Origin of the sequence: Rhodovulum sp. ES.010 (genome assembly GCF_900142935.1) — a bacterium.
Classification (GTDB): Bacteria; Pseudomonadota; Alphaproteobacteria; order Rhodobacterales; family Rhodobacteraceae; genus Rhodovulum.
The window spans coordinates 3,650,137-3,672,193 of sequence record NZ_FSRS01000001.1 but is presented as its reverse complement, the minus strand read 5'-3'; the positions used below and the strand labels follow the sequence as shown (position 1 = coordinate 3,672,193).

The window sequence follows — 22,057 nt, the reverse complement described above, 5'->3', positions numbered from 1 at the left end:
GCCGATCCATGGAAATGCTCGCCCTTCTGGCGGACGGATTCGCCACCTCGCTGTCGCCGTTCAACCTGATGATCGTCCTTCTGGGCGTGACCGCGGGGCTCTTCATCGGCGCGATGCCGGGCCTCGGCTCGGTCAACGGCGTGGCCATCGTGCTGCCGCTGACCTTCATCGTGCCGCCCTCCTCGGCGATCATCCTGCTCGCCGCGATCTATTACGGCGCGATGTATGGCGGCGCGGTCAGTTCGATCCTGCTCGGCATCCCCGGCGCCTCGACCGCGGTGGCCACCACCTTCGACGGCCGGCCGATGGCGCGGCAGGGCAAGGCAGGGCTCGCGCTGATCGCCGCGGCGGTGGCGTCCTTCGTGGGCGGCACGATCTCGGTGATCCTGTTCACGATCTTCGCCGCCCCGCTGGCCGACCTCGCCCTGGCCTTCGGCCCGACCGAGGAATTCGCGCTCGTCCTGCTGGCCTTCACCACCTTCGTCGGGCTCGGCGGCGACGACGTGCTCAAGACCATCGTGATGATCTGCCTCGGGCTGGTGCTCTCCACCGTGGGGCTCGACCTGATCTCGGGCCAGCCGCGGATGATCTTCGGCGACCTGCCGGGGTTCTATTCCGGCATCTCCTTCCTGGTGCTCGCCATCGGCGTCTACGGCGTGGGCGAGGTGCTCTACACCATCGAGACCTCGCGCAGCGCGCCATCGGTCACCCCCGCACGGCTGACCTTCGCCGCCCTGGGACAGGGCTTTCGGGAAATGAACAAGCTCTGGAGGACGATGACCTTCGGCTCGACGATGGGCTTCTTCGTGGGCATGTTGCCGGCGGCCGGGGCGACGCCCGCCTCGCTGATGAGCTACGGCATGGCCAAGACCTTCTCGAAGAAGCCCGAGACCTTCGGACGCGGCAATATCGAGGGCGTCGCCGCGCCCGAGACGGCCAACAACGCGGCCTCGACCGGCTCGCTCCTGCCGATGCTGACGCTGGGCATTCCCGGCTCGCCCACCACCGCGCTGCTGCTGGGCGGCATGGTGATGTGGGGGCTCGTGCCCGGGCCGATGCTGTTCATCGAGGAGCCCGACTTCGTCTGGGGGCTGATTTCCTCGCTTTACACCGCGAACGCGGCCGCCGTTCTGATCAACATCGCGCTCATTCCGCTCTTCGTCTGGGCACTGCGGATGCCGTTCACCGTGCTCTGCTCGGTCGTGCTCATCCTTTGCATCGTCGGCGGGTTCGCGCCCAGCCAGAAGCTGCACGATGTCTGGCTGATCGCGGCATTCGGCATCGCCGGCTACATCCTGCGCAAGGCCGACTACCCGCTTGCGCCGCTGGTTCTGGCGCTTGTGCTCGGACCGTTGATGGAGAAAAGCTTCCGCCAGACTCTGATCGGGTCGCAAGGCGACGTGATGGTCTTCGTTGAACGCCCCCTCTCGGCGGTGTTCCTCGGGATCGCGGCAATCTTCTTCGTGCTGCCGCTGATCAAGATGCTGCGGCGGGGCAAGACCAAGAAACCGGCCCCGGCCGAATGACGGCCGGGCCGACGAGACGGACAGGAAAGGACGACCAAGTGACGACCATCAAGGCACTGATCGAGGGACATGACGACGCCAGCCGCGCCATCGGCGCGCCGGGGCGCGACTGGCTGAGCTATGGGGGGCTGCGCATCCTCGCCGACAAGGTGGCGGCACAGCTTCACCATGCGGGCGTCGGCCGCGGCGACCGGGTGGCGATCGTGTTGCCGAACGGGCCCGAGATGGCGACGGCCTTCGTGACCATCGCGCAGACCGCGACGACCGCGCCCCTGAATCCGGCCTATCGCGAAGACGAATACGCCTTCTATCTTGAGGACCTGAAAGCCAAGGCCATCGTTCTGGCCGAGGGCTATGACGGCCCGGCGCTCGCCGCGGCCAATCGCGCCGGGCTGACGATCCTGCGCCTGACATACGACGAGTCCGCCCCCGCAGGCGTATTCGACCTCTCGGCCGAGGGCGGCGGCGACGGCTGCGACCGGGCCGAGCCCGAACCCGATGACGTCGCGCTGATCCTGCATACCTCGGGCACCACCTCGCGGCCCAAGATCGTGCCGCTGCTGCAGTCCAACGTCTATGCCTCTGCGAACATCATCAAGGACTCGCTGGCGCTGACGGCGGCGGATCGCTGCATGAACGTGATGCCGCTGTTCCATATCCACGGGCTGATCGCGGCGGTGTCGGCCTCGCTGGCCGCCGGCGCCTCGATCTGGTGCGCGCCGGGCTTCGACGCGCTGAAATTCTTTGGCTGGATGAAGGACGCCCAGCCCACCTGGTACACGGCCGTGCCGACCATGCACCAGGCGATCCTGAGCCGCGCGGGCCGCAACAAGGACATCATCGAGGCCACCAGGCTGCGCTTCCTGCGCTCGTCCTCGGCCTCGCTGCCGGCGCAGGTGATGACCCAGCTCGAGGAAACCTTCGACGCCCCGGTGGTCGAGGGCTACGGCATGACCGAGGCCACCCACCAGATGTGTTCGAACCCGCTGGGCAAGGGCACGCAGAAGCCCGGCTCGGTCGGTGTCGCTTCGGGCCCCCTGGTACGCATCGCGCATGAAACCGAGGACCTGTTGGTGGACGGCACCGGCGAGGTGGTGATTTCGGGGCCGAACGTGACACCGGGCTACGAGGGCAACCCCGAGGCCAACGCCAAGAGTTTCTTCGAGGCCGAGGGCAAGCGCTGGTTTCGCACCGGCGACCAGGGGCGGTTCGACGGCGACGGCTATCTGCACCTGACGGGCCGGCTCAAGGAGATCATCAACCGCGGCGGCGAGAAAGTGAGCCCCCTGGAGGTCGACGGCGTTCTGATGGACCACCCGGCCATCGCGCAGTGCGTGACCTTCGCCCTGCCCCACCCCAAGCTCGGCGAGGAAGTCGCCGCGGCGGTGGTACTGAAGGAGGGTGCGGAGTCAACCGAGCGCGAGATCCGCGAGTTCGCCGCCGAGCGCGTGGCGGATTTCAAGGTGCCCCGCAAGGTGGTGATCCTCGACGAGATCCCGAAGGGTGCGACCGGCAAGATGCAGCGGATCGGGCTCGCCGAAAAGCTGGGCCTCGTCGAGGGCGCGGCCTGAGCGAGAGCCCGGCCCGGGGGCCGGGCTGCCTCCGGCGGGGATATTTGAAGCCAGAAGAAGCAGAGGGCGGCGGGCGCGGGTCCGCGGCGAAGCGAGGGATTGTCCAATGAAGATCTGTGTGTTCGGGGCGGGCGCCATCGGTGGTTACATGGGCGCGAAACTGGCGCAGGCGGGCGCCGATCTGAGCCTGGTGGCGCGCGGGCCGCACCTGGCGGCGATGAAGGAGAACGGCCTGCGACTGATCGAGGAGGAGAGCGGGACCGATACCACGGTCGAGGTCACCGCCTCGGACGATGCCACCGATCTCGGCCCGCAGGACTACGTCATCGTCACGCTGAAGGCGCATTCCGTACCGCCGGTGGTCGACAAGATGCAGCCGCTGATCGGCGAGAACACCACGATCGTCTGGGGCGTGAACGGGGTGCCGTGGTGGTATTTCCACAAGATCGGCGGCGCCTACGAGGGCACGCGGCTGGAAACGCTCGACCCGGGCGACGTGCAGTGGAACGGGTTCGGACCGGACCGGATGCTGGGCTGCGTGGTCTACCCGGCCGCCGAAGTGATCCAGCCGGGTGTCGTCAAGCATATCGAGGGCAACCGCTTTTCGCTGGGGGAGCCCGACGGGTCCAAGTCGGATCGCGCCATCGCGCTGTCGAGGGCGCTGAGCGAGGCGGGCTTGCGCGCCCCGGTGCGGCCGAAGTTGCGCGACGAGATCTGGGTGAAGCTTTGGGGGAACCTGTCGTTCAACCCGATCTCGGCGCTGACCCATGCCACCCTCGACGTGCTCTGCACCGATCCGGGCACGCGGTCGGTGGCGCGGAATATGATGCTGGAGGCGCAGGAAATCGCCGAGAAGCTGGGCGTGAAGTTTCCCGTCGACGTGGACCGCCGGATCGAGGGGGGCGCGGCCGTGGGGCCGCACCGCACCTCGATGCTGCAAGACCTCGACCAGGGCCGGCCGATGGAGATCGACGCGCTGGTGGCCGCGGTGCAGGAGTTGGGCCGCGTCACCGAGACGCCGACGCCGACCATAGACGCGGTGCTGGCGCTGGTGACGCTGCGCGCGAAGGTGGCCGGTCTGTACTGAACCCGCCCGCGCGGTCTCGCGGAAATTGTCGCGCGGGCCGACATGGCCGGGCCTGCGGCGAGCGCGGCGGCGGGCAACACCCGGCTGTCGTCAGGGGTCGCGAACCGCCGCCCTGCGACCGACGGCAGTTCCCCCGTTCCAGCCGAACCGGTCCCTTTGCCTGCATCGCGGGCCGGGCTATAGAAGTGTGCAACGGGAACGGGCCTGCCGGCGGGAAGGCTGGCAGGCCCGTTCCGGACCGGGTCACCCGGTCCGGCGTCATAGCGGCGGTAGCGCGGCGCTATTCTTCCAGCACCGAGAGCGCCACGAAGCGCGGCTCGCCCTGGCGGCGCACCAGCAGCAGGAGCGATTTGCGGCCGGCCTCGCGCGCCTCCTCGATCCGCTCCTCCAGGTTCTCGACGCTCGTCACCTTGCGCTGGCCGGCCTCGGTGATGACGTCGCCCGCGCGCAAGCCCTTTTCGTAGGCCTCGCCCACCTCGTCGATATCCTTGACCACCAGACCCTCGGTGTTGCCGCCCAATTCCAGCTGTTTGCGAAACTCGTCGTTGAGCGGGACAAGCGTCATGCCGAGCAGTTCCTGTTCCTGCGGTGCAGCCTCTTCGGGCGTGGCGGCGGCGGGCACGGCACCCTCCGCGGTTTCGCGGCGGCCCAGCGTCACATCGATTCTGCGGGTCTCGCCATCGCGGAACACGGTCACATCCACGGTCTTGCCGACCGCGGTCTCGCCGACCTGACGCACCAGTCCGCGCGTGTCATCCACGTCGACCCCGTCGAAGCTGAGGATGACGTCGCCCGATTTCAGGCCCGCTTCCGCTGCCGGGCCTTCCGGCACGTCGGTGATGGCCGCGCCGCGCGCGTCGCCAAGGCCCATGGCCTCGGCCATATCGGGTGTGACGTCCTGAATGCGCACGCCAAGCCAGCCGCGCCGCGTCTCGCCATATTCCTTGAGCTGTTCGACCACGTTCGTGACCACCGACGAGGACATCGCGAAGCCGATGCCGATCGAACCGCCGGTGGGCGACAGGATCGCGGTGTTCACGCCGACCACGTCGCCGTCCATGTTGAACAGCGGCCCGCCGGAGTTGCCGCGGTTGATGGCGGCATCGGTCTGGATGTAGTCGTCGTAGGTGCCAGACAGCGCCCGGCCGCTGGCCGAGACGATGCCCGCGGAAACCGAGAAGCCCTGGCCCAGCGGGTTGCCCATCGCCATCACCCAGTCGCCCACGCGCATCGTCTCGGAGTCGCCGAAATCGACATAAGGAAGCGGCTCGTCGCTCTCGACCTTCAGCAGCGCGATGTCGGTGTTGGGGTCGGTGCCGACCACCTCGGCATCCAGGGTCCGGCCCGAGAAGAACTCGATCTCGATCTCGTCGGCCTTCTCGATGACATGGTTGTTTGTGACGATGAACCCGTCCTCGGAGATCACGAAGCCCGAGCCCAGCGCCTGGCTGCGCCGCGGCGGACGCGGCCCCTCCTGCCCTTCGGGCGGATTCATGAAGTCGCGGAAGAAATCCTCCAGCGGCGAGCCCTCGGGTACCATCGGGCTGGCACCCGTGTGCCCCGCGATGGTCGTGCGCGTGGTGATGTTGACCACGGCCGGGCTGACCTTTTCGGCCAGGTCTGCGAAACTCTCTGGCGCGGCCCGCGCCAACGCGAGGCTCGTTTGCGCGAACAGCAGCACGAGACCGAGCATGAGCGCCCAGACCGGGTTCAGGCGCGCCCGGCCCTCTTGGGCGGGAATGGAAATGGCCTGCGGTGTCACCGATGGTTCCTCCTGACTTCCTGCAACGTGGGGCGCTAGCCGGCGCTCCCCTTGATCCGCGATATGCGACTCGCGCTGCGGCGGTGCAAGCCGACGCCCGTCGCGGGACGTCAACAGGGCGTGAGCCAACAGTGTTTCACCCCCCGAGGCTTTGGGCAAGCCAAACGAGACCGGTACCCAGCGCCACCGCCGCCAGCCCGATCAGCCGGCGGGTTTCGGGCGGAATCTGGCGGATGAGTTCCACCACCTCGTCGAGACGCGAAGGGGCCAGTGCGAACACCAGCCCCTCCACAACCAGAACCAAGCCTATGGCCAGGATCACGAAGCTCATTGCCCGGCCGCTTCCTCGCCCGGCCGCAACGGCCGCTCGGCCTGCTTGAGATACTCGAAGAACTCGCTGTCGGGCGACAGCACCATCGAGGAATTGCCGCCCTTGAGCGACCGGGTATAGGCGGTCAGCGAGCGGTAGAACTCGAAGAACTCCTCATCCGCGCCATAGGCCTCGGCAAAGATGTTGTTGCGTTCGGCATCGGCCTGGCCGCGGGTGATCTCGGACTCCCGCTGGGCCTCGGAGACGAGTTCCACCACGGTCCGGTCGGCCTGGGCGCGAATCCGCTGGGCGGCTTCCTCACCGCGCGCGATCTCGTCGGCGGCCTCGCGTTCGCGCTCGGCCCGCATCCGGGCGAAGGTCGCCTCCAGGTTCTGCACGGGCAGGTCGGTGCGCTTCAGCCGCACGTCGACGATGTCCAGCCCCAGGCTGTTCGCTTCCTCGGCGGCGGCATTGCGGATGCGCTGCATCAGCGCGGCCCGGTCGGACGACAGGATGTCGTTCGACGAGACCGAGCCCAGCACCTCTCTGGTCGCCGCGCGCAGCAGGCTGTCGAGCCGGGTCTCGGCCGCGGCGATGCCACCCACGCCGACCGCCTGACGGAACTGGACGACATCGGTGATACGGTAGCGCGCGAAGGCATCGACCACGAGGCGCCGGTCGTCCAGCGGCGTGACCTCGAGCGGGTCGATGTCACGGCTGAGAATTCGGTCGTCGTAGCGCACGACCTCCTGGATCAGCGGCACCTTGAAGGCGAGCCCCGGGTCCTGCTTGACGGCCTTGACCTGACCGAACTGCAGCACCAGCGCCCGCTCGCGCTCGTCCACGATGAAGACCGAGGACAGGAGAACGATCAAGGCAACGAAGAGGATCGGAAGCAGGAATGCGGTCTTCTTCATGGCTCAGTTCCCCTGGGTCTGGGCGCCGCTCTGCCGGCGCAGTTCGTTCAGCGGAAGGTAGGGCACCACGCCGCTCGTGCCGGTGCTGCCCTCGTCGAGGATGATCTTGTCGACATCGCCCAGCACCTGCTCCATCGTCTCGAGGTAAAGGCGCTTGCGGGTGACCTCCGGCGCCTTGCGATACTCGTCAAGAACGGCGGTGAAACGGCTCGCCTCACCCTGGGCCTCGTTGACGACCCGGGCGCGGTAACCCTCGGCCTCTTCGAGAACCTGCGCGGCCTCGCCCCTTGCCCCGGCGACCACGCGGTTGGCATAGGCGTCGGCCTGTTTCTCGAGCCGGTCGCGTTCCTGCTCGGCGGCCTGGACCTCGCGGAAGGCGTCGATCACCTCCTGCGGCGGGTCGGCCTTGTCGAAGTTCACCCGGATCACGTTCATCCCGGCGTCGTAGCTGTCCAGGGTCGACTGGATCAGATCCTGCAGCCGGGCGGCGATCAGGCCGCGGTCGCGGTTCAGGATCGGCGCGAGTTGCGACTGGGCGATGATCTCGCGCATCGCCGATTCCGACACGGCGCGGATCGTCTGCCGCGGATCGCGCAGATTGAACAGGAATTCCGTGGGGTCGTTGACGTTCCAGACCACCTGGAAGTCGATATCGACGATGTTCTCATCTCCGGTCAGCATCAGCCCGGCATCGCCGCCGGCGCGGCCGACGCCGATATCCTCGATGCGCTCGCTGGTGACGTTGATGACCTCGGCCCTGACAAGCGGCCACGGCGCGAAGTTCAGACCCGACTGGCCGGTCTCGAGATAGCGGCCGAGGAACAGTTCAACCGACTGCTCTTCGGGCTTCACGGTGTAGAACGACGCGAAGAGCCAGACCCCGATCGCGGCCAGAAGGCCGAGAATGATGCCCCCCCGCGTCAGCTTGGGGCCACCGCCGCCACCCGGGCCACCCTTGCCGCCCATCAGCACGCGCAGCTGCTCCTGCCCGCGGCGCATCAACTCGTCGATCTCGGGGATCTGGGGCGGCTCGCCCCCGGGGCCACGGCCTCCGTTGCCGCCGCCAGAGCCGCGGTTGCCTCCGCCGCCCTGGCCCGAGCCTCCGCCCCCCCAGGGACCTCCACTTTGTCCAGCCATGCAGGTCTTACCTTCTTTTGTTTCTCGTCTCGCTCGGCACGCTTTCCGTGTGCTCTAACTGGTCGCCGCGCGACCGAATTCAACCCGTCCTCACGGGGGCTTTCAGCGTCACCAGTTCCTCGGCCATCGTCGGGTGCACCGCGACCGTGCGGTCGAAATCTTCCTTGGTCGCGCCCATCTTGATGGCGATGGCCGCAAGCTGGATCATTTCGCCGGCATGGTCGGCCACGATATGGCAGCCCAGCACCTTGCGGCTGCGGGCACAGACGATCAGCTTCATCAGCACCCTGTCCTCGCGCCCGGCAAAACCCGTCTGCATCGGCCGGAACGCGGTGGCGTAGACCTCGATCGGCCCGTGCGCGCTGGCCTCTTCCTCGGTCATCCCCACCGTTCCGAACTCGGGCTGGGTGAAGACCGCCCCCGGCACCAGCGCATGATCCGCCCTGGTCGCGTTGCCCTTGAACACCGTCTCGACGAAGGCCGCGCCCTCGCGGATCGCCACGGGCGTGAGGTTGACCCGGTCGGTCACGTCGCCCACGGCATAGATCGAGGGCACGGATGTCTGCGAATAGGCGTCGACCTCGACGGCACCGTTCTGGCGCAGCTTCACGCCGGCCTGTTCGAGCCCGAGCCCCTCGGTGTTCGGCACCCGGCCCGTGGCGTAAAGCACCTCATCGTAGACGGCATCATGGCCGTCGGTGGACTTGACCCAGAGCCCCTCCTCCACGCGGTCGATCCGCTGAACCACCGTGCCGACGCGCAAATCGATGCCGTTGTCACACATCGCCCCCGCGATATGGCCGCGCGCCTCCTCGTCGAAGCCGCGCAGGATTTGCGCGCCGCGGTAATATTGCGTGACCTCGACGCCCAGCCCGTTGAGGATGCACGCGAATTCGCAGGCAATGTAGCCCCCGCCGACGATCAGGACCCTTTTCGGGAGCGCCTCAAACCGGAACACCTCGTTCGAGGTGATGACGTGCTCGGCGCCCGGAAACTCGGGCACGAAGGGCCGCCCGCCGGTCGCGACCAGGATATGGCGCGCGGTCTTCTCGGTGCCGTCGGCCAGCCGCACGGTGTGGGGGTCGGCAAGCGTGGCGCGGGCATCGAAGATGTCCACCCCGGCCTTTTGCAGGTTGGTCCGATAGATGCCCTCCAGCCGGTCGAGCTCGGCATCGAGCTTCCCGCGGAACAGCGGCCAGTCGAACCCGCCGGCCGCCACCTCCCAGCCGAAGGCGCGGGCATCGTCCATCGCGCCGGCATAGCCCGAGGCGAAGACCATCAGCTTCTTGGGCACGCAGCCGCGGATAACGCAGGTGCCGCCCATGCGGTATTCCTCGGCGAGCGCCACTTTCGCACCCGCCTCGGAGGCCGCAAGCCGGGCCGCGCGCACACCGCCCGAACCGCCGCCGATGACGAAAAGATCGTAGTCGAAGGCCATCGCTGTCTGCTCAGATATCGGAAAAGAGGTTGTCGTTCTCGGGGATCTCGACCCGGTCGTGAGTGATCGTGCCGGCATTGATGTCGCGCACCTCGACCCGGCCGTCGCCCTCGCCGATCACGACCACGTCGCAGATGTCGATGAACAGCCCGTTCTCGACAACGCCGGGAATCTGGTTGACCACCAGCGAGAGTTGGCGCGGATTGCCGATGCGCTTGAGATGCAGGTCGAGAACGTGATTGCCCTCGTCGGTGACGAAGGGCGTGTCGCCGTCCATCCGCAGCACCGTCTCGCGGCCAAACACGTCCAGGCTTTCCAGCGCCTCCTCGACCAGCGCCCTGGTGGCGTTCAGGCCGAAGGGAATCACCTCCAGCGGCAGCGGGAAGGCACCCAGATGCGCGACCTCCTTGGCCGGGTCGGCGATCACGATCATCTGGTCGGACGCGGTGGCGACGATCTTCTCCTGCAGATGCGCCCCACCGCCGCCCTTGATGAGGTTGAGGTCGGCGTCGAACTCGTCGGCCCCGTCGATGGTGACGTCCAGCCACCTCGCCTCGTCGAGCGTGACCACCTCGATCCCCATCTCGCGGGCCAGGGCCGCCGTGCGGCTCGACGTCGGAACGCCGCGAATCTTCAGCCCTTCCTCGCGCACCCGCTCGCCCAGGCCGCGCACCATCCAGGCCGCCGTCGAGCCGGTGCCCAGCCCCACGCGCATCCCGCTTTCCACGAAGGCGCAGGACCGCTTGGCCGCGGCGAACTTGGCCCTGTCGATGGGGGACAATTCTCCTTGCATGGCAGGTCTCCTCTGTCCGGTCCCGGCCCTTATAGGCAAGATGGCCCGGAGCCGCGAGGGGCAATCGGATACCGCATGGCATGGGCCGCACCGGGGGCCGGATGTCGCCCTCGCCGGCCACGGGACCCAAGGCGCGGAAGCGGCTGGCCGGCGGCCGCCTCTCCCCTGCGCGGCCGCGACTCGTGAATCTGCGCGGGAGCGCCGAGGACACATGGTGCGTCGCTTTCGGGATGGAAAGCCAGCGCACCGACACCACCTTATGACAAGGGAGGAGCGCGCATGTATCTGTCCGTCTTCGACATCTTCAAGGTCGGCATCGGCCCCTCGTCCTCGCACACGATGGGGCCGATGGTGGCAGCCGCGCGATTTCTCGACCTGCTGCGCAACTCGCCGTTCCATCCGCACGGCGTGAAGGCCTCGCTGCACGGCTCGCTCGCCTTCACGGGGGTGGGCCATGCCACCGACCGGGCGGTAATCCTCGGGCTCGACGGCTTCACCCCCGAGGCCTACGACGCCGAGGCCGCCGAGGCAGCACTTGCCCGCATCCGCCGCGAGGCTCGCGTGGCGCCCGAGGGGCTGAAGCCGCTGGCCTTCGATCCCGCGCGGGACCTGCACTTCGACTACGACCGGCCGCTGCCCGGGCATGCCAACGGCATGATCCTCAGCGCGACCGATGCGCAGGGCGACGTGATCCTGTCGGAGACGTATTATTCCATCGGCGGCGGCTTCGTGCGCACCGAGGCCGAACTTGCCGAGGGCGAGCCCGCCACCCAGCCGGCCGCCTCCGTCCCCTACCCGTTCCGCAGTGCCGCCGAGATGCTGGAGATGGCCGCGCGCGCCGGCCTGTCGGTCGCCGCGATGAAGCACGCCAACGAACGGACCCTGCGCAGCGCGGCCGAGATCGAGAAGGGCCTCGGCACGATCTGGGCGGTGATGTCGGACTGCATCGACCGCGGGCTGACCACCGACGGCACGCTGCCCGGCGGGCTGAACATCCGGCGCCGCGCGCACGGCATCCAAGAGGCGCTGAGGGCCGAACGCGGACTGAACCTGACGCCGCCGCACACGATCAACGACTGGATGAGCGTCTATGCGATGGCGGTGAACGAGGAGAATGCCGCCGGCGGCCAGGTGGTGACCGCGCCCACCAATGGCGCGGCGGGCGTGGTCCCGGCCACGATCCGCTACTGGCTCGACCATGTCCCCGGCGCCCATTCAGGCCAGGTCGGAGAGTTCCTGCTGACCGCGGCGGCGATCGGCAGCATCATCAAGCGCAACGCATCGATCTCGGGGGCGGAATGCGGCTGCCAGGCGGAGGTGGGCTCGGCCAGCGCCATGGCCGCCGCGGGGCTGGCCGCCGTGCTGGGCGGCACGCCAGAACAGGTGGAAAACGCCGCCGAGATTGCGCTGGAGCATCACCTCGGCATGACCTGCGACCCGGTGAAGGGGCTGGTTCAGGTGCCCTGCATCGAGCGCAACGGCCTCGGCGCGATCAAGGCGGTTTCGGCGGCCTCGCTCTCCCTGCGCGGCACCGGAGAGCATTTCGTGCCACTCGACGCCTGCATCGAGACGATGCGCCAGACCGGCGCGGACATGAACGAGCGCTACAAGGAAACCGCCCTTGGCGGGCTCGCCGTCAATGTCCCGAACTGCTGATCTGCGGACCGGGGGCCAACCGTCTCCGCCCGGCGGCACCGGCTCGTGACGTCCGGCAGGCTGCGGGTGAAGGGCTGTTCGTCCGCATGCGTGTGGAGCAGTTCGCGCAGACCGAGGCGCGTGCCAGCGAGCGCGTCCCTGTCAGCCGGTCGCGGGAACGGCGCGCCGTCGGCTCAAACCCCCGTCTCCCCGATCAGCGCGCGCCGCGACCTCGACGCGAACTCCCGCCGCAGCAACACGAAGAGCGTGATCCCCGTGGCCAGGATGAGCGGCACCGCGCCCAGCAGCCAGGCCAGCCCGCCCAGCGCGAAATAGAGCGAGCGCATGCCGCGGTTGAAACTGCGCGCGGCGGTGCTGTTGAGCTCTGCAGCCTGGGCGGCGCGACGATCGGCCTGCGGGTCCGCGGCGTCGTTCGGCACGGCCGCCATGATCACCGCACAATAGCCGAACAACCGGTGCGACCAGACGAATTTCAGGAAGGCGTTGGCCACGAAGAGGAGCAACGCCATGATCTTGAGTTCCCAGACCACCGCCGGCGCCGCGCTCAGCGTCAGGTCCTCGGCCAGCCCCAGCAGCCGCTCGGTATTGCCGATCAGCGCCAGACCGCCGCCGATGATGATCATCGAGGCGGAGGCGAAGAAGGTCGTGCCCTGCCGCAGCGTCGACAGGATGTTGGAATCGAAGATCCGCGACTGGCGGGCGCACATCTGTCGCATCCACTCCCGCCGGAACCGCGTCATCAGCACCGAGACCGACGGATGCCGGGCCGGCGGACTTTCGATCAGCCAGCCGATCCCGACCCACGCCCCCACCCAAAGGCCCAGGGCGACGGCGTCGAGCGGCGTGAACAGGGCGATCCGGTCGATAAGCTCCATGGCCGCCAGCCTATCCCCGGGGGAAAACGCTTGTCAGCGCGGAATATTGGTTATATTTCCTGACCAATTCAGCGAGGAGAGCGCCATGGAGATGCCCGCCCCGGACGCCGCGGTGATGGCCAAGAAGGATCACGTGGTGCGCCGGCTGCAAGAGGTGCTGCCCGCAGATGCGGTGATCCACGACCCGGCCGAAACGCGGGCCTATGAATGCGACGCGCTGACCGCCTATCGCTGCCCGCCGCTGGCCGCGGTGCTTCCGGCCTCGACGCAGGAGGTCTCGGACATCCTGCGCATCTGTCACGAGGAGCGGGTACCGGTCGTCCCGCGCGGCTCGGGCACCTCGCTTGCCGGCGGCGCGCTGCCCACCGCCGACAGCGTGATCCTGGGCGTGGCGCGGCTGAACGAGGTGCGCGAGGTCGATCACGACAACCGCTTCATCCGGGTGCAGGCGGGCCGCACCAACCTGAGCGTCACCGGCGCCGTGGAGGAGGACGGCTTCTTCTACGCCCCCGACCCGTCCTCGCAACTGGCCTGCGCCATCGCTGGCAACATCGCGATGAATTCGGGCGGGGCGCATTGTCTGAAATACGGGGTCACGACCAACAACCTGCTGGGCGTGACCCTGGTCATGATGGACGGCACCGTCGTCGAGATCGGCGGCCCCTATCTCGACGCGGGCGGCTATGACTGGCTGGGCCTGATCTGCGGGTCCGAGGGGCAGTTGGGCGTCGTCACCGAGGCGACCCTGCGCATCCTGCCGAAACCCGAGGGCGCAAGGCCCGTCCTGATGGGGTTCGAGTCGTCCGAGGTCGCGGGCGCCTGCGTGGCGGACATCATCAAGGCCGGCGTGCTGCCCGTGGCGATCGAGTTCATGGACCGGCCCTGCATCCGCGCGACCGAGGCCTTCGCTGGCGCGGGCTATCCAGATTGCGAGGCGCTCCTGATCGTCGAGGTCGAGGGCAGCGCGGCCGAGATCGACGAGCAGTTGGGCCTGATCACGCAGATCGCGCGCAAGCATGATCCCGTCGAACTGCGCGAAAGCGGGTCCGAGGAGGAAAGCGCACGGATCTGGCTGGGCCGCAAGTCGGCCTTCGGCGCGATGGGGCAGATCAACGACTACATGTGTCTCGATGGGACGATCCCGGTCTCGTCCCTGCCCTTCGTGCTGAAGCGTATCGGCGAGATGTCGGGCGAGTTCGGGCTGGATGTCGCCAACGTGTTCCACGCCGGCGACGGCAACATGCACCCGCTGATCCTGTTCGACGCGAACAAGCCCGGCGACCTGGAACGCTGCGAGGCGTTCGGAGCGGAAATTCTCAAGCTCTGCGTCAAGGCGGGCGGCTGCCTGACCGGCGAGCACGGCGTGGGCATCGAGAAGCGCGACCTGATGGCCGTGCAGTTCGAGCGGCCGGATATCGAGGCGCAATTGCGGGTGAAGGACGTGTTCGACCCGGGCTGGTTGTTGAACCCGGCGAAGGTCTTTCCGCTGGAGGCGACCGCGGCGCGGCGGGCAGGCTGAGGGGGCGCTGCCCCCTCTTGCCCTGCGGGCAATTCACCCCCGGAGTATTTGGACCAAGAAGAATGATGACACCCGGAACGGAGGCCAAACTGGCCGAAGCGGTGGCGGGCGCCAGGGGGCCGCTCAGGATCCTGGGGGGCGGCACGCGGCCGGTCGGCGCGCCGGTCGAGGGCGACGATCTGTCGGTGGCCGGGCTCGCGGGGGTCGAACTCTACGAGCCCGGCGCGCTGACCCTGGTGGTCAGGGCGGGCACGCCGCTGGCCGAGGTCGAACGGCTGCTCGCCGCCGAGGGCCAGCGGCTGGCCTTCGAGCCGATGGACCATCGGAGGCTTCTGGGAACCGCGGGCATTCCGACGATCGGCGGCGTGGTGGCCGCGAACGTGTCCGGGCCGCGGCGCCTGCAGGCGGGTGCCTGCCGCGACGCGCTGCTGGGCGTGCGGTTCGTCGACGGGCGCGGCCAAGTGATCCGCAACGGCGGGCGGGTGATGAAGAACGTCACCGGCTATGACCTGGTCAAGCTCATGGCCGGCAGCCGCGGCACCCTCGGCCTGCTGACCGAGGTCGCCTTCAAGGTGTTGCCCGCGCCCGAGAGCGTGGCGACCGTGACGCTGCACGGCGCCCCGAGCGGGCGCGCCTTCGACGCGATGACCCGTGCGATGAAGAGCCCATTCGAAGTGTCGGGCGCGGCCTGGGTCCCGGCCGAGAAACGGGTCCACCTTCGGATCGAGGGCTTTGCGGGCTCGGTGGCATACCGTGCAGAGCGGATGACCGCGCTTCTGCGCGACCTTGGCGAGGTAACGGTGGAGCGTGGGGCGGAGGAGACCGCGGGCCTGTGGCGGGCGATCCGCGATGCCACGGCGCTGGCGGGCTGCGCCTATGTCTGGCGGGTCTCGATGGCGCCTGGGGCGATGCCCGCGGGGCTGATGGCCGATCTCGACCGGACGGCCGATCTCGACCGCCTGTTCGACTGGGCAGGCGGGCTGTGCTGGATCGGGATGAGCGAGGCGCAGGCCGCCGCCTACGCGCCGCTCTACGGTGCCGACGACCCGATGTCGGGCGCCGCCCGCTTTCACAGGGACCTGCAGGAGGCCATGGCCGATCCCGAACTCGGCGGCGGTCATGCCACCCTGGTCAAGGCACCGGAGGCGTTGCGAGCGACGGTGCCGGTCTTTCAGCCCGACGCGGCGCCGCTGGCCGCGCTGGCCCGCGGCCTGCGCGCGCAATTCGACCCGCGCGGCATCCTCAACCCCGGGCTGATGGGCCCCTGACCGAAGGAGCATGGGGATGGCGGATTGCAGCTTTCCGGCCAACTCGCTCGAGCAGCAGACCTGCCTGGCGGCCGAGGCGATGCGGACCGCGGCAGCAGCGATGGAAAGCCAATCCGGCCAGGGCGCGTCGGCCGAAGGCCTTGCGCGGCTGCTTGAAGCCCTCGGCGCAGTGCTTTTGCCGGCCGCGGTGCTCGTTCTTGTCTGGCGGTTGTGGCCCTATCTCGTGGCCGTGCTCAAATCGCGGGGTTTCACCGTCAGGATGGGCGGAGCGGAGTTGAGCGTCCAGAACGCGACCACGCAATTCGAAAAGCAACTCAAGGACTCCGCCGACAAGATTGTTCGTCTGGAACGGCAAGTGTCGCAGGTCCTCGAGGGGCGAGCGGCGCCCAAGGCGCAAAGCGCACGAGAGGCGGAGCGCACGACCCCCGCCGGGCGCGCCCGTCCGGCGGGGGTGCTGTGGGTGGACGACCACCCGGAGAACAACAGCTTCCTGGTCGCGGCCCTGCGGGACCGTGGCATTCGGGTCGAAACAGCGCGCTCGACCGAGGAAGCGATGCAGCTTCTCGGGACCGGACCCGATGCCTTCGGCGTCGTCATCAGCGATCTCGGTCGAACGGAGGCGGGCGTCAGCCGTCCGATGGCGGGCCGGGATCTGGCGCAGCAGCTCCGGAGCGCGGAGATCGACGTGCCCATGCTGGTTTTCGCGTCGGTACGGGCTTTGCGCCGGCGCGAGGAGTTGCAGGCGGCCGGGGTCAAGGCGGTGACGACCTCGGGCACCGACCTGTTGCGCTTCGTCGAGGAACACATCGCAGTGGCCGGCTGATCGGTACCTGCGCGCAAGGGACACGAGGAAGGGATGCAGACGAACTTCTCCGAACAGCAGTTGCAGGACCCCGCCATCGCGCGGTCGAACGAGATCCTGCGCGCCTGCGTCCATTGCGGGTTCTGCACGGCGACCTGCCCGACCTACCAGGTGCTGGGCGACGAACTCGATTCCCCGCGGGGGCGCATCTACCTGATCAAGGACATGCTGGAGAACGACCGGCCGGCGGACGAAAAGACCGTCAAGCATATCGACCGGTGCCTCAGTTGCCTCGCCTGCATGACGACCTGCCCCTCGGGCGTGCATTACATGCATCTCGTCGACCACGCCCGCGCCCATATCGAGAAGACCTACCGCCGACCGTTCCGCGACCGCGCGCTGCGCTGGGTGCTCGCGCATGTTCTGCCCTACCCTGCCCGGTTCCGGCTGGCGATGCGACTGGCCAAGCTGGGCCGGCCGGTGGCCGCGCTGATGCCCGACGCGCGGATCAGGGCGATGCTGGTGATGGTGCCCGAGACCCTGCCGAAGCCCAGCCCCAACGACGCGCCGCAGGTGTTCCCGGCGCAGGGGGCGCGAAAAAAGAGGGTGGCGCTTTTGACGGGCTGTGCGCAGCGGGCGCTCGACACCGATATCAACGACGCCACGATCCGGCTCCTGCGTCGGCTGGGCTGCGAGGTGGTGGTGGCCCGCGGCGCGGGCTGTTGCGGGGCGCTGACGCATCACATGGGGCGCGAGGCCGACAGCCACGCCCTGGCCGCACGGAACATCCGCGCCTGGGGCGCGGAGATCGCGGGCGAAGGGCTCGACGCCATCGTCATCAACACCAGCGGCTGCGGAACGACGGTCAAGGATTACGGCCACATGTTCCGGAACGAGCCCCTGGCCGAAGCGGCCCAGGCGGTGTCGGACCGCGCCATTGACGTCTCGGAACTGCTGGCGACGCTGGAGATGCCCGCGGGCGCAGTCGGAATGCGGGTGGCCTATCACGCGGCATGCTCCCTGCAGCATGGCCAGCAGATCAAGACCGCGCCGAAGGATTTGCTTAAACGCGCGGGCTTCGAGGTCGTGGAGCCTGCCGACGCCCATCTCTGCTGCGGATCGGCCGGCACCTACAACCTGCTCCAGCCCGAGATTTCGGCCAAGCTGAAGGCGCGCAAGGTGCGGACGCTGGAAGCCAAGGCGCCCGAGGTCATCGCCACGGGGAACATCGGCTGCATGATGCAGATCGGGTCGGGAACGGAGATCCCGGTGGTGCATACGGTCGAACTGCTCGACTGGGCCACGGGCGGGCCGCGCCCGCGGGCGCTGACGGCCTGACCTCGCACACGGCGCGGCCACAATCTTGCCGCGCGGGCCTGCTATCGCACGTCCATGGCACGCAACCTCCGTCTGATCGCGGCGCTCGCCTGGATGCTGTCCTGCCTCGGCGCAGGCAGCGTGACCGCCAAGGACATGCCGCTGCGCGCGCTGGCGACCGGGGACGACTCCCGCGGCTGGGAGGCGGTGGGGCGGCTCGAACTCGGCCGGTCCGGCTTCTGCACCGGGGCGCTGATCGCGCCCGACCTCGTGCTGACCGCCGCCCATTGCCTGTTCGACAGGCGCACCGGCCAGCCGCTGACCGTAAGCGAAGTGGAATTCCGCGCGGGGTGGCGCAACGGCCGGGCCGAGGCCTATCGGCGGGTGCGCCGGGGCATCGTCCATCCCGATTACGAATATGCCGACGACGGGGCGCTGAAGCGCGTGGCACATGACCTCGCCCTGTTGCAACTCGACCGGGATATCAGTCTGCCGGGATTGGTGCCTTTCGCCATCGCGGCCGGGCCGCGCAAGGGCGACGAGGTGGGCGTGGTCTCCTATGCCCAGGACCGGGCCGAGGCGCCCTCTCTGCAAGAGGTCTGCCACGTCCTCGCCCGCCGGCCCAAGATGCTGGTGCTGTCCTGCGATGTCGAGTTCGGGGCCTCGGGCGCGCCGGTCTTCCGGCTGGAAAACGGGGTGCCGCGGGTCGTTTCGGTGGTCTCGGCCAAGGCCGAACTGGCGCATCGCAAGGTGTCGCTCGGCACCGCGCTCGGCGACGATCTCGACCTGCTGCGGGAACGGCTCGCCATCGGCGAGGGCGTTCTGGGGGCCACCGCGCCGCCCCTGCATCGCTTCGGCCAAGGTGGCGCGCGCGCCGATGGCGGCGCCAAGTTCCTACGGCCCTGAGCGGATGCGCGCGTTCGGCCTCTGCCTTGTCGCCGGGCTCGCGCTCTCCGCGCTGGCGGCCGGCGCCGATACCGGCCTGCGCCGGCTTGGCCAGCGGGCGGACCTCCTCGGATGGGAGGCGGTCGGACGCCTCGACCATACCGACGGCGCGTTCTGCACCGGCGTCCTCGTCGCGCCCGACCTCGTGCTGACCGCCGCCCATTGCCTGTTCGGGCCCGAGGGCGCCCGGGTGGACCCCGGCCGGCTGACCTTCCGCGCCGGGTTGCGCGACGGACAAGCCATCGCCGAGGTCCGGGGCCGCCGCGCCGTGATCCACGAAGACTACCGCGACCGAAGCGAGAACGCTCTCGCCCGCCTCGAAGCGGATGCGGCGCTCGTGCAACTGGCGGCCCCGATCCCCGCCGCCACCGCCGCCCCGTTCGCGGTTGGCCGCCCGGTGCCCCGCGGGGGCACGGTCAGCGTCGTCTCCTATGCCCGCGGGCGCGCGGCGGCCCTGTCCTGGCAGCGGGGCTGCACGGTGCTGGACCGCGGCGAGGCCACTTATGCGCTGTCCTGCGACGTCTGGTTCGGCTCTTCCGGGGCGCCGGTCTTCGAGACCTCGTCGGGACGGGCGCGGATCGTCTCGATCGTGTCGGGCGGCCACCGCGAAGAGGGCGAAAGCCTCGCCTTCGGGCTCGACGCGGGCCGCGTGCTGGGCGATCTCACCGACGCGCTGCGGGCAGGCCGCGGCGTTTTCCCCAAGGAGGGGTTCGCGGCGCGACGCCTCCCGGCGGCCGATGCAAACCGCGAGATCGGGGCGCGTTTCGTGCGGCCCTGACCCCCTTGAAAGCGGCCCCGGTCTTTCCCAGATGTCGGCTCGCGGGCGCCAGACGGGTCCGCGCAATCGCCCGTCCCACGCCGGGAGGGCACTCTTCACATCGCTCCAAGGAGGATGACTGACATGCGACACTACGATTTCGGACCGCTCTACCGCGCCACCGTGGGCTTCGACCGGGTGGCCGACATGATGGACCGGCTGCTGGCCAATGACGTGACCCAGCCGAGCTACCCGCCCTACAACATCGAGAAGACCGGCGAGAACGGCTATCGCATCTCGATCGCCGTGGCGGGCTTCGCCGCCGACGAATTGTCCGTCGAGGTGAAGGAGAACGAACTGGTCGTCGCCGCGCGCAAGGCGCCGGAAGAGACCGAACGCGCCTACCTGCACCGCGGCATCGCCACCCGCGCCTTCGAGCGGCGCTTCGCGCTGGCCGACCATGTGCGCGTGACCGGCGCGACGCATGTCGACGGCATGCTGCACCTTGACCTGGTGCGCGAGGTGCCGGAATCGCTGAAGCCCCGCCGGATCGAAATCGCCACGGGTGGGCCGCAGGCGATCGAGGCGAAGGAGAAAGAGGCGACAGGCAACACCGCGAAGCACGCCGACGCAGCGGCGGTCTGACGCCGCCCGACGCCTGAACCATGCCGGCGCGCGGGACGTCCCGCGCGCCTTTTTTCGTGCCGGCGGCGCGCCGAAAGCCACTGGACGAAACGCGGCCGAGCGGGCAAACGGGGCACATGAGCGCCACGCAGGACCGCATCGTTCCCGGCATCCTCCTGATGATCGGCTTCACCGTCACCGCCCCGGTGATGGACAGTTTCGCAAAGCTCGCCGCCGCGGAGATCCCGGTGGGCCAGATCGTGGCCGCGCGCTTCACGCTCCAGGTCCTGCTGCTTTTCCCGGTCGCCGCGGCGCTTGCCACCCTCGCCCGCCCGACGCCCGCAGAGGCGGCCCTGCATTTCGCCCGCGCCGGGCTGATCCTCGTCGCGACCTCGGCCTTCTTCGCCGCGCTGCGCGCGATGCCGCTCGCCGACGCCATCGCGATCTTCTTTGTCGAACCCTTCATCCTGACGCTGCTCGGCGCGCTTTTCCTGCGCGAGGCCGTCGGCTGGCGCCGCATCCTAGCCTGCGTAGTGGGGTTCGGGGGCGCGCTCCTGGTGATCCGGCCGAGCTTTGCCGCGTTCGGCCCGATCGCACTTCTGCCGCTCGTCACCGCGTTCTGCTTCGCCAACTACGTGGTGCTGACGCGCCATGTCGCGCGGCGCCTGCACCCGGTGGCCCTGCAGGCCTGGACGGCGCTGGCCGCCTGCATCCTGATCCTGCCGGCGCTGGTCCTGTTCGAAGGCTCCGGCGTCGCGCCCCTCGACCCGGTGATGCCTCACGGCATCTTCTGGCTGTGGCTGCTGGGCGTCGGCATCGCCGCCACAATCGCACATCTCTTCATCAGCGCCGCCGTCAGCCTCGCACCCACGCCGGTGATCGCGCCGCTGCAATATCTTGAGATCGTCGCGGCGACGGTCCTGGGCTACCTGATCTTCCAGGACCTGCCGGATGCGCAGTCGCTCCTCGGGATCGCGATCATCATGGGCGCGGGGCTCTACGTCTTCCTGCGCGAGCGCCACCTCAGCCGCCCGCCGCCGCCCCCGCCATGAGCGCCGCGGCCGTCGCCTCCAGTTCCCCGACCGGCAGGATCACCGCCAGCGCCCCCGAGGCGACGGTTATCCGCACCGGCCCCGTGACCTCGTTCGAGGTGCCGATCCGGCCGCCCGGGGCGAAGTCGATCCCGGCGATGGGCCAGCGCAGCCCCTCGCTGGTCGCGGCGACCGGGCTCAGCGGAAACAGCGACAGGCGCGCGCCCTCCGGCGGCGCGAGGCGCAAGTCCGGCGGACAGAGAAAGCAAAGGTCGGTTTCGCCCAGCAGGATGCACCGCCGGCCGGGGAAGCGGGCGAGCACGTTCATCGCCGCAAGCGCATGGTCCAGCCGGGGTTCCAGGAAACCGAGCCCCAGGATCAGCGGCGCGTCCACCACGCGCAGGCATTTCTCGAAGTCGGTGCTCTCCTGTTCGGAGATGCGGTGCAAGCAGCCGGGCGGAAGCACTGCGAGCGCCGCCTCGGACACCGAGTCGAGATCGCCGATGACGCGGCCGGGCCGGTGTCCCGCCGCCAGCGCCGCATCCGCTCCGCTGTCGGCCGCCACGATCTCGGGCGCCAGCGCAAGCGCGCGCGACAAGTGATTCGCGTTAACCTTTCCGCCACCAAGAAGGGTGATTGGAGCGGAAGCCTGAAGCAAATGGGGCGACATGGTGGCACCGATGCGGCACGATTAGAGCCAACACAAGAGAAACACTGAAAAA

20 protein-coding genes are annotated in these 22,057 nt (G+C 68.9%); 12 read left to right on the top strand and 8 right to left on the bottom strand.

The genetic code is table 11. The features are described 5' to 3' along the window. Positions 1-8: 8 nt before the first annotated feature. The 3 genes from BUR28_RS18150 to BUR28_RS18140 all read left to right on the top strand — a co-directional run bounded on the left by BUR28_RS18150 (position 9) and on the right by BUR28_RS18140 (position 4,184). On the top strand, positions 9-1,526 hold the full coding sequence (locus BUR28_RS18150) for a tripartite tricarboxylate transporter permease (protein ID WP_074221399.1): 1,518 nt from the start codon (positions 9-11) through the stop codon (positions 1,524-1,526). A 38-nt stretch (positions 1,527-1,564) separates the two neighbouring features. Further along, the gene (locus tag BUR28_RS18145; RefSeq protein WP_254813775.1) at positions 1,565-3,097 is read left to right on the top strand and encodes an acyl--CoA ligase; all 1,533 of its coding nucleotides are present in this window, start codon (positions 1,565-1,567) and stop codon (positions 3,095-3,097) included. A gap of 106 nt (positions 3,098-3,203) precedes the next feature. Beyond that, positions 3,204-4,184 carry a 2-dehydropantoate 2-reductase gene (locus BUR28_RS18140; protein ID WP_074221397.1) on the top strand — a complete coding sequence of 327 codons (981 nt, stop codon included), beginning with the start codon at positions 3,204-3,206 and terminating at the stop codon, positions 4,182-4,184. A gap of 280 nt (positions 4,185-4,464) precedes the next feature. Here the strand turns inward: BUR28_RS18140 and BUR28_RS18135 are convergent, their stop codons facing one another. From BUR28_RS18135 to rpiA, 6 genes are all read right to left on the bottom strand, one after another. Beyond that, complete coding sequence (locus tag BUR28_RS18135; RefSeq protein WP_175566988.1) at positions 4,465-5,877, bottom strand: Do family serine endopeptidase; 1,413 nt, start codon at positions 5,875-5,877, stop codon at positions 4,465-4,467. Positions 5,878-6,082: 205 nt separating this feature from the next. Then, positions 6,083-6,277, bottom strand: coding sequence for a DUF2065 domain-containing protein (locus tag BUR28_RS18130; protein WP_074221395.1), 195 nt, complete (start codon positions 6,275-6,277; stop codon positions 6,083-6,085). Then, on the bottom strand, positions 6,274-7,173 hold the full coding sequence (gene hflC / locus BUR28_RS18125; RefSeq protein ID WP_074221394.1) for a protease modulator HflC: 900 nt from the start codon (positions 7,171-7,173) through the stop codon (positions 6,274-6,276). The genes BUR28_RS18130 and hflC overlap by 4 nt, the downstream gene beginning before the upstream one ends. A gap of 3 nt (positions 7,174-7,176) precedes the next feature. After that, positions 7,177-8,310: an FtsH protease activity modulator HflK gene (hflK, locus tag BUR28_RS18120; RefSeq protein WP_074221393.1), complete on the bottom strand. Its 1,134-nt coding sequence runs from the start codon at positions 8,308-8,310 to the stop codon at positions 7,177-7,179. A 79-nt stretch (positions 8,311-8,389) separates the two neighbouring features. Further along, positions 8,390-9,748: a glutathione-disulfide reductase gene (gor, locus tag BUR28_RS18115; RefSeq protein ID WP_074221392.1), complete on the bottom strand. Its 1,359-nt coding sequence runs from the start codon at positions 9,746-9,748 to the stop codon at positions 8,390-8,392. A gap of 10 nt (positions 9,749-9,758) precedes the next feature. After that, positions 9,759-10,541, bottom strand: coding sequence for a ribose-5-phosphate isomerase RpiA (gene rpiA / locus BUR28_RS18110; RefSeq protein ID WP_074221391.1), 783 nt, complete (start codon positions 10,539-10,541; stop codon positions 9,759-9,761). A 279-nt stretch (positions 10,542-10,820) separates the two neighbouring features. Here rpiA and BUR28_RS18105 point away from each other — a divergent pair, with 279 nt between their 5' ends. Next, the gene (locus BUR28_RS18105; RefSeq protein ID WP_074221390.1) at positions 10,821-12,197 is read left to right on the top strand and encodes an L-serine ammonia-lyase; all 1,377 of its coding nucleotides are present in this window, start codon (positions 10,821-10,823) and stop codon (positions 12,195-12,197) included. Positions 12,198-12,370: 173 nt separating this feature from the next. On the opposite strand, the gene BUR28_RS18100 is transcribed toward BUR28_RS18105, so the two are convergent. Next, positions 12,371-13,072 carry a DUF599 domain-containing protein gene (locus BUR28_RS18100; protein WP_074221389.1) on the bottom strand — a complete coding sequence of 234 codons (702 nt, stop codon included), beginning with the start codon at positions 13,070-13,072 and terminating at the stop codon, positions 12,371-12,373. An 85-nt stretch (positions 13,073-13,157) separates the two neighbouring features. Between BUR28_RS18100 and BUR28_RS18095 the strand changes: the two genes are divergently transcribed. The 8 genes from BUR28_RS18095 to BUR28_RS18060 all read left to right on the top strand — a co-directional run bounded on the left by BUR28_RS18095 (position 13,158) and on the right by BUR28_RS18060 (position 21,356). Beyond that, positions 13,158-14,591, top strand: a complete 1,434-nt coding sequence (locus tag BUR28_RS18095) for an FAD-linked oxidase C-terminal domain-containing protein (protein ID WP_074221388.1) — start codon at positions 13,158-13,160, stop codon at positions 14,589-14,591. A 65-nt stretch (positions 14,592-14,656) separates the two neighbouring features. Further along, positions 14,657-15,859: an FAD-binding protein gene (locus BUR28_RS18090; protein ID WP_074221725.1), complete on the top strand. Its 1,203-nt coding sequence runs from the start codon at positions 14,657-14,659 to the stop codon at positions 15,857-15,859. 16 nt (positions 15,860-15,875) lie between these two features. After that, entirely contained in the window at positions 15,876-16,682 is an 807-nt protein-coding gene (locus BUR28_RS18085; protein ID WP_074221387.1) for a response regulator, read from the top strand. Positions 16,683-16,715: 33 nt separating this feature from the next. Continuing rightward, positions 16,716-17,999 (top strand): glycolate oxidase subunit GlcF, encoded by a 1,284-nt coding sequence (gene glcF, locus BUR28_RS18080; RefSeq protein WP_074221386.1) that lies wholly within the window; start codon positions 16,716-16,718, stop codon positions 17,997-17,999. A 54-nt stretch (positions 18,000-18,053) separates the two neighbouring features. Beyond that, entirely contained in the window at positions 18,054-18,884 is an 831-nt protein-coding gene (locus BUR28_RS18075; protein WP_083626720.1) for a trypsin-like serine peptidase, read from the top strand. Between the two features lie 4 nt (positions 18,885-18,888). After that, a complete protein-coding gene (locus tag BUR28_RS18070) occupies positions 18,889-19,701 on the top strand; it encodes a trypsin-like serine peptidase (RefSeq protein ID WP_074221385.1) in 813 nt (270 codons plus the stop codon). Between the two features lie 123 nt (positions 19,702-19,824). After that, complete coding sequence (locus BUR28_RS18065; protein WP_074221384.1) at positions 19,825-20,325, top strand: Hsp20 family protein; 501 nt, start codon at positions 19,825-19,827, stop codon at positions 20,323-20,325. A gap of 116 nt (positions 20,326-20,441) precedes the next feature. Further along, on the top strand, positions 20,442-21,356 hold the full coding sequence (locus BUR28_RS18060; protein WP_074221383.1) for a DMT family transporter: 915 nt from the start codon (positions 20,442-20,444) through the stop codon (positions 21,354-21,356). Here BUR28_RS18060 and BUR28_RS18055 read toward each other — a convergent pair. Beyond that, positions 21,328-22,005: a thiamine diphosphokinase gene (locus tag BUR28_RS18055; protein ID WP_074221382.1), complete on the bottom strand. Its 678-nt coding sequence runs from the start codon at positions 22,003-22,005 to the stop codon at positions 21,328-21,330. The genes BUR28_RS18060 and BUR28_RS18055 overlap by 29 nt on opposite strands. Positions 22,006-22,057 lie beyond the last annotated feature (52 nt).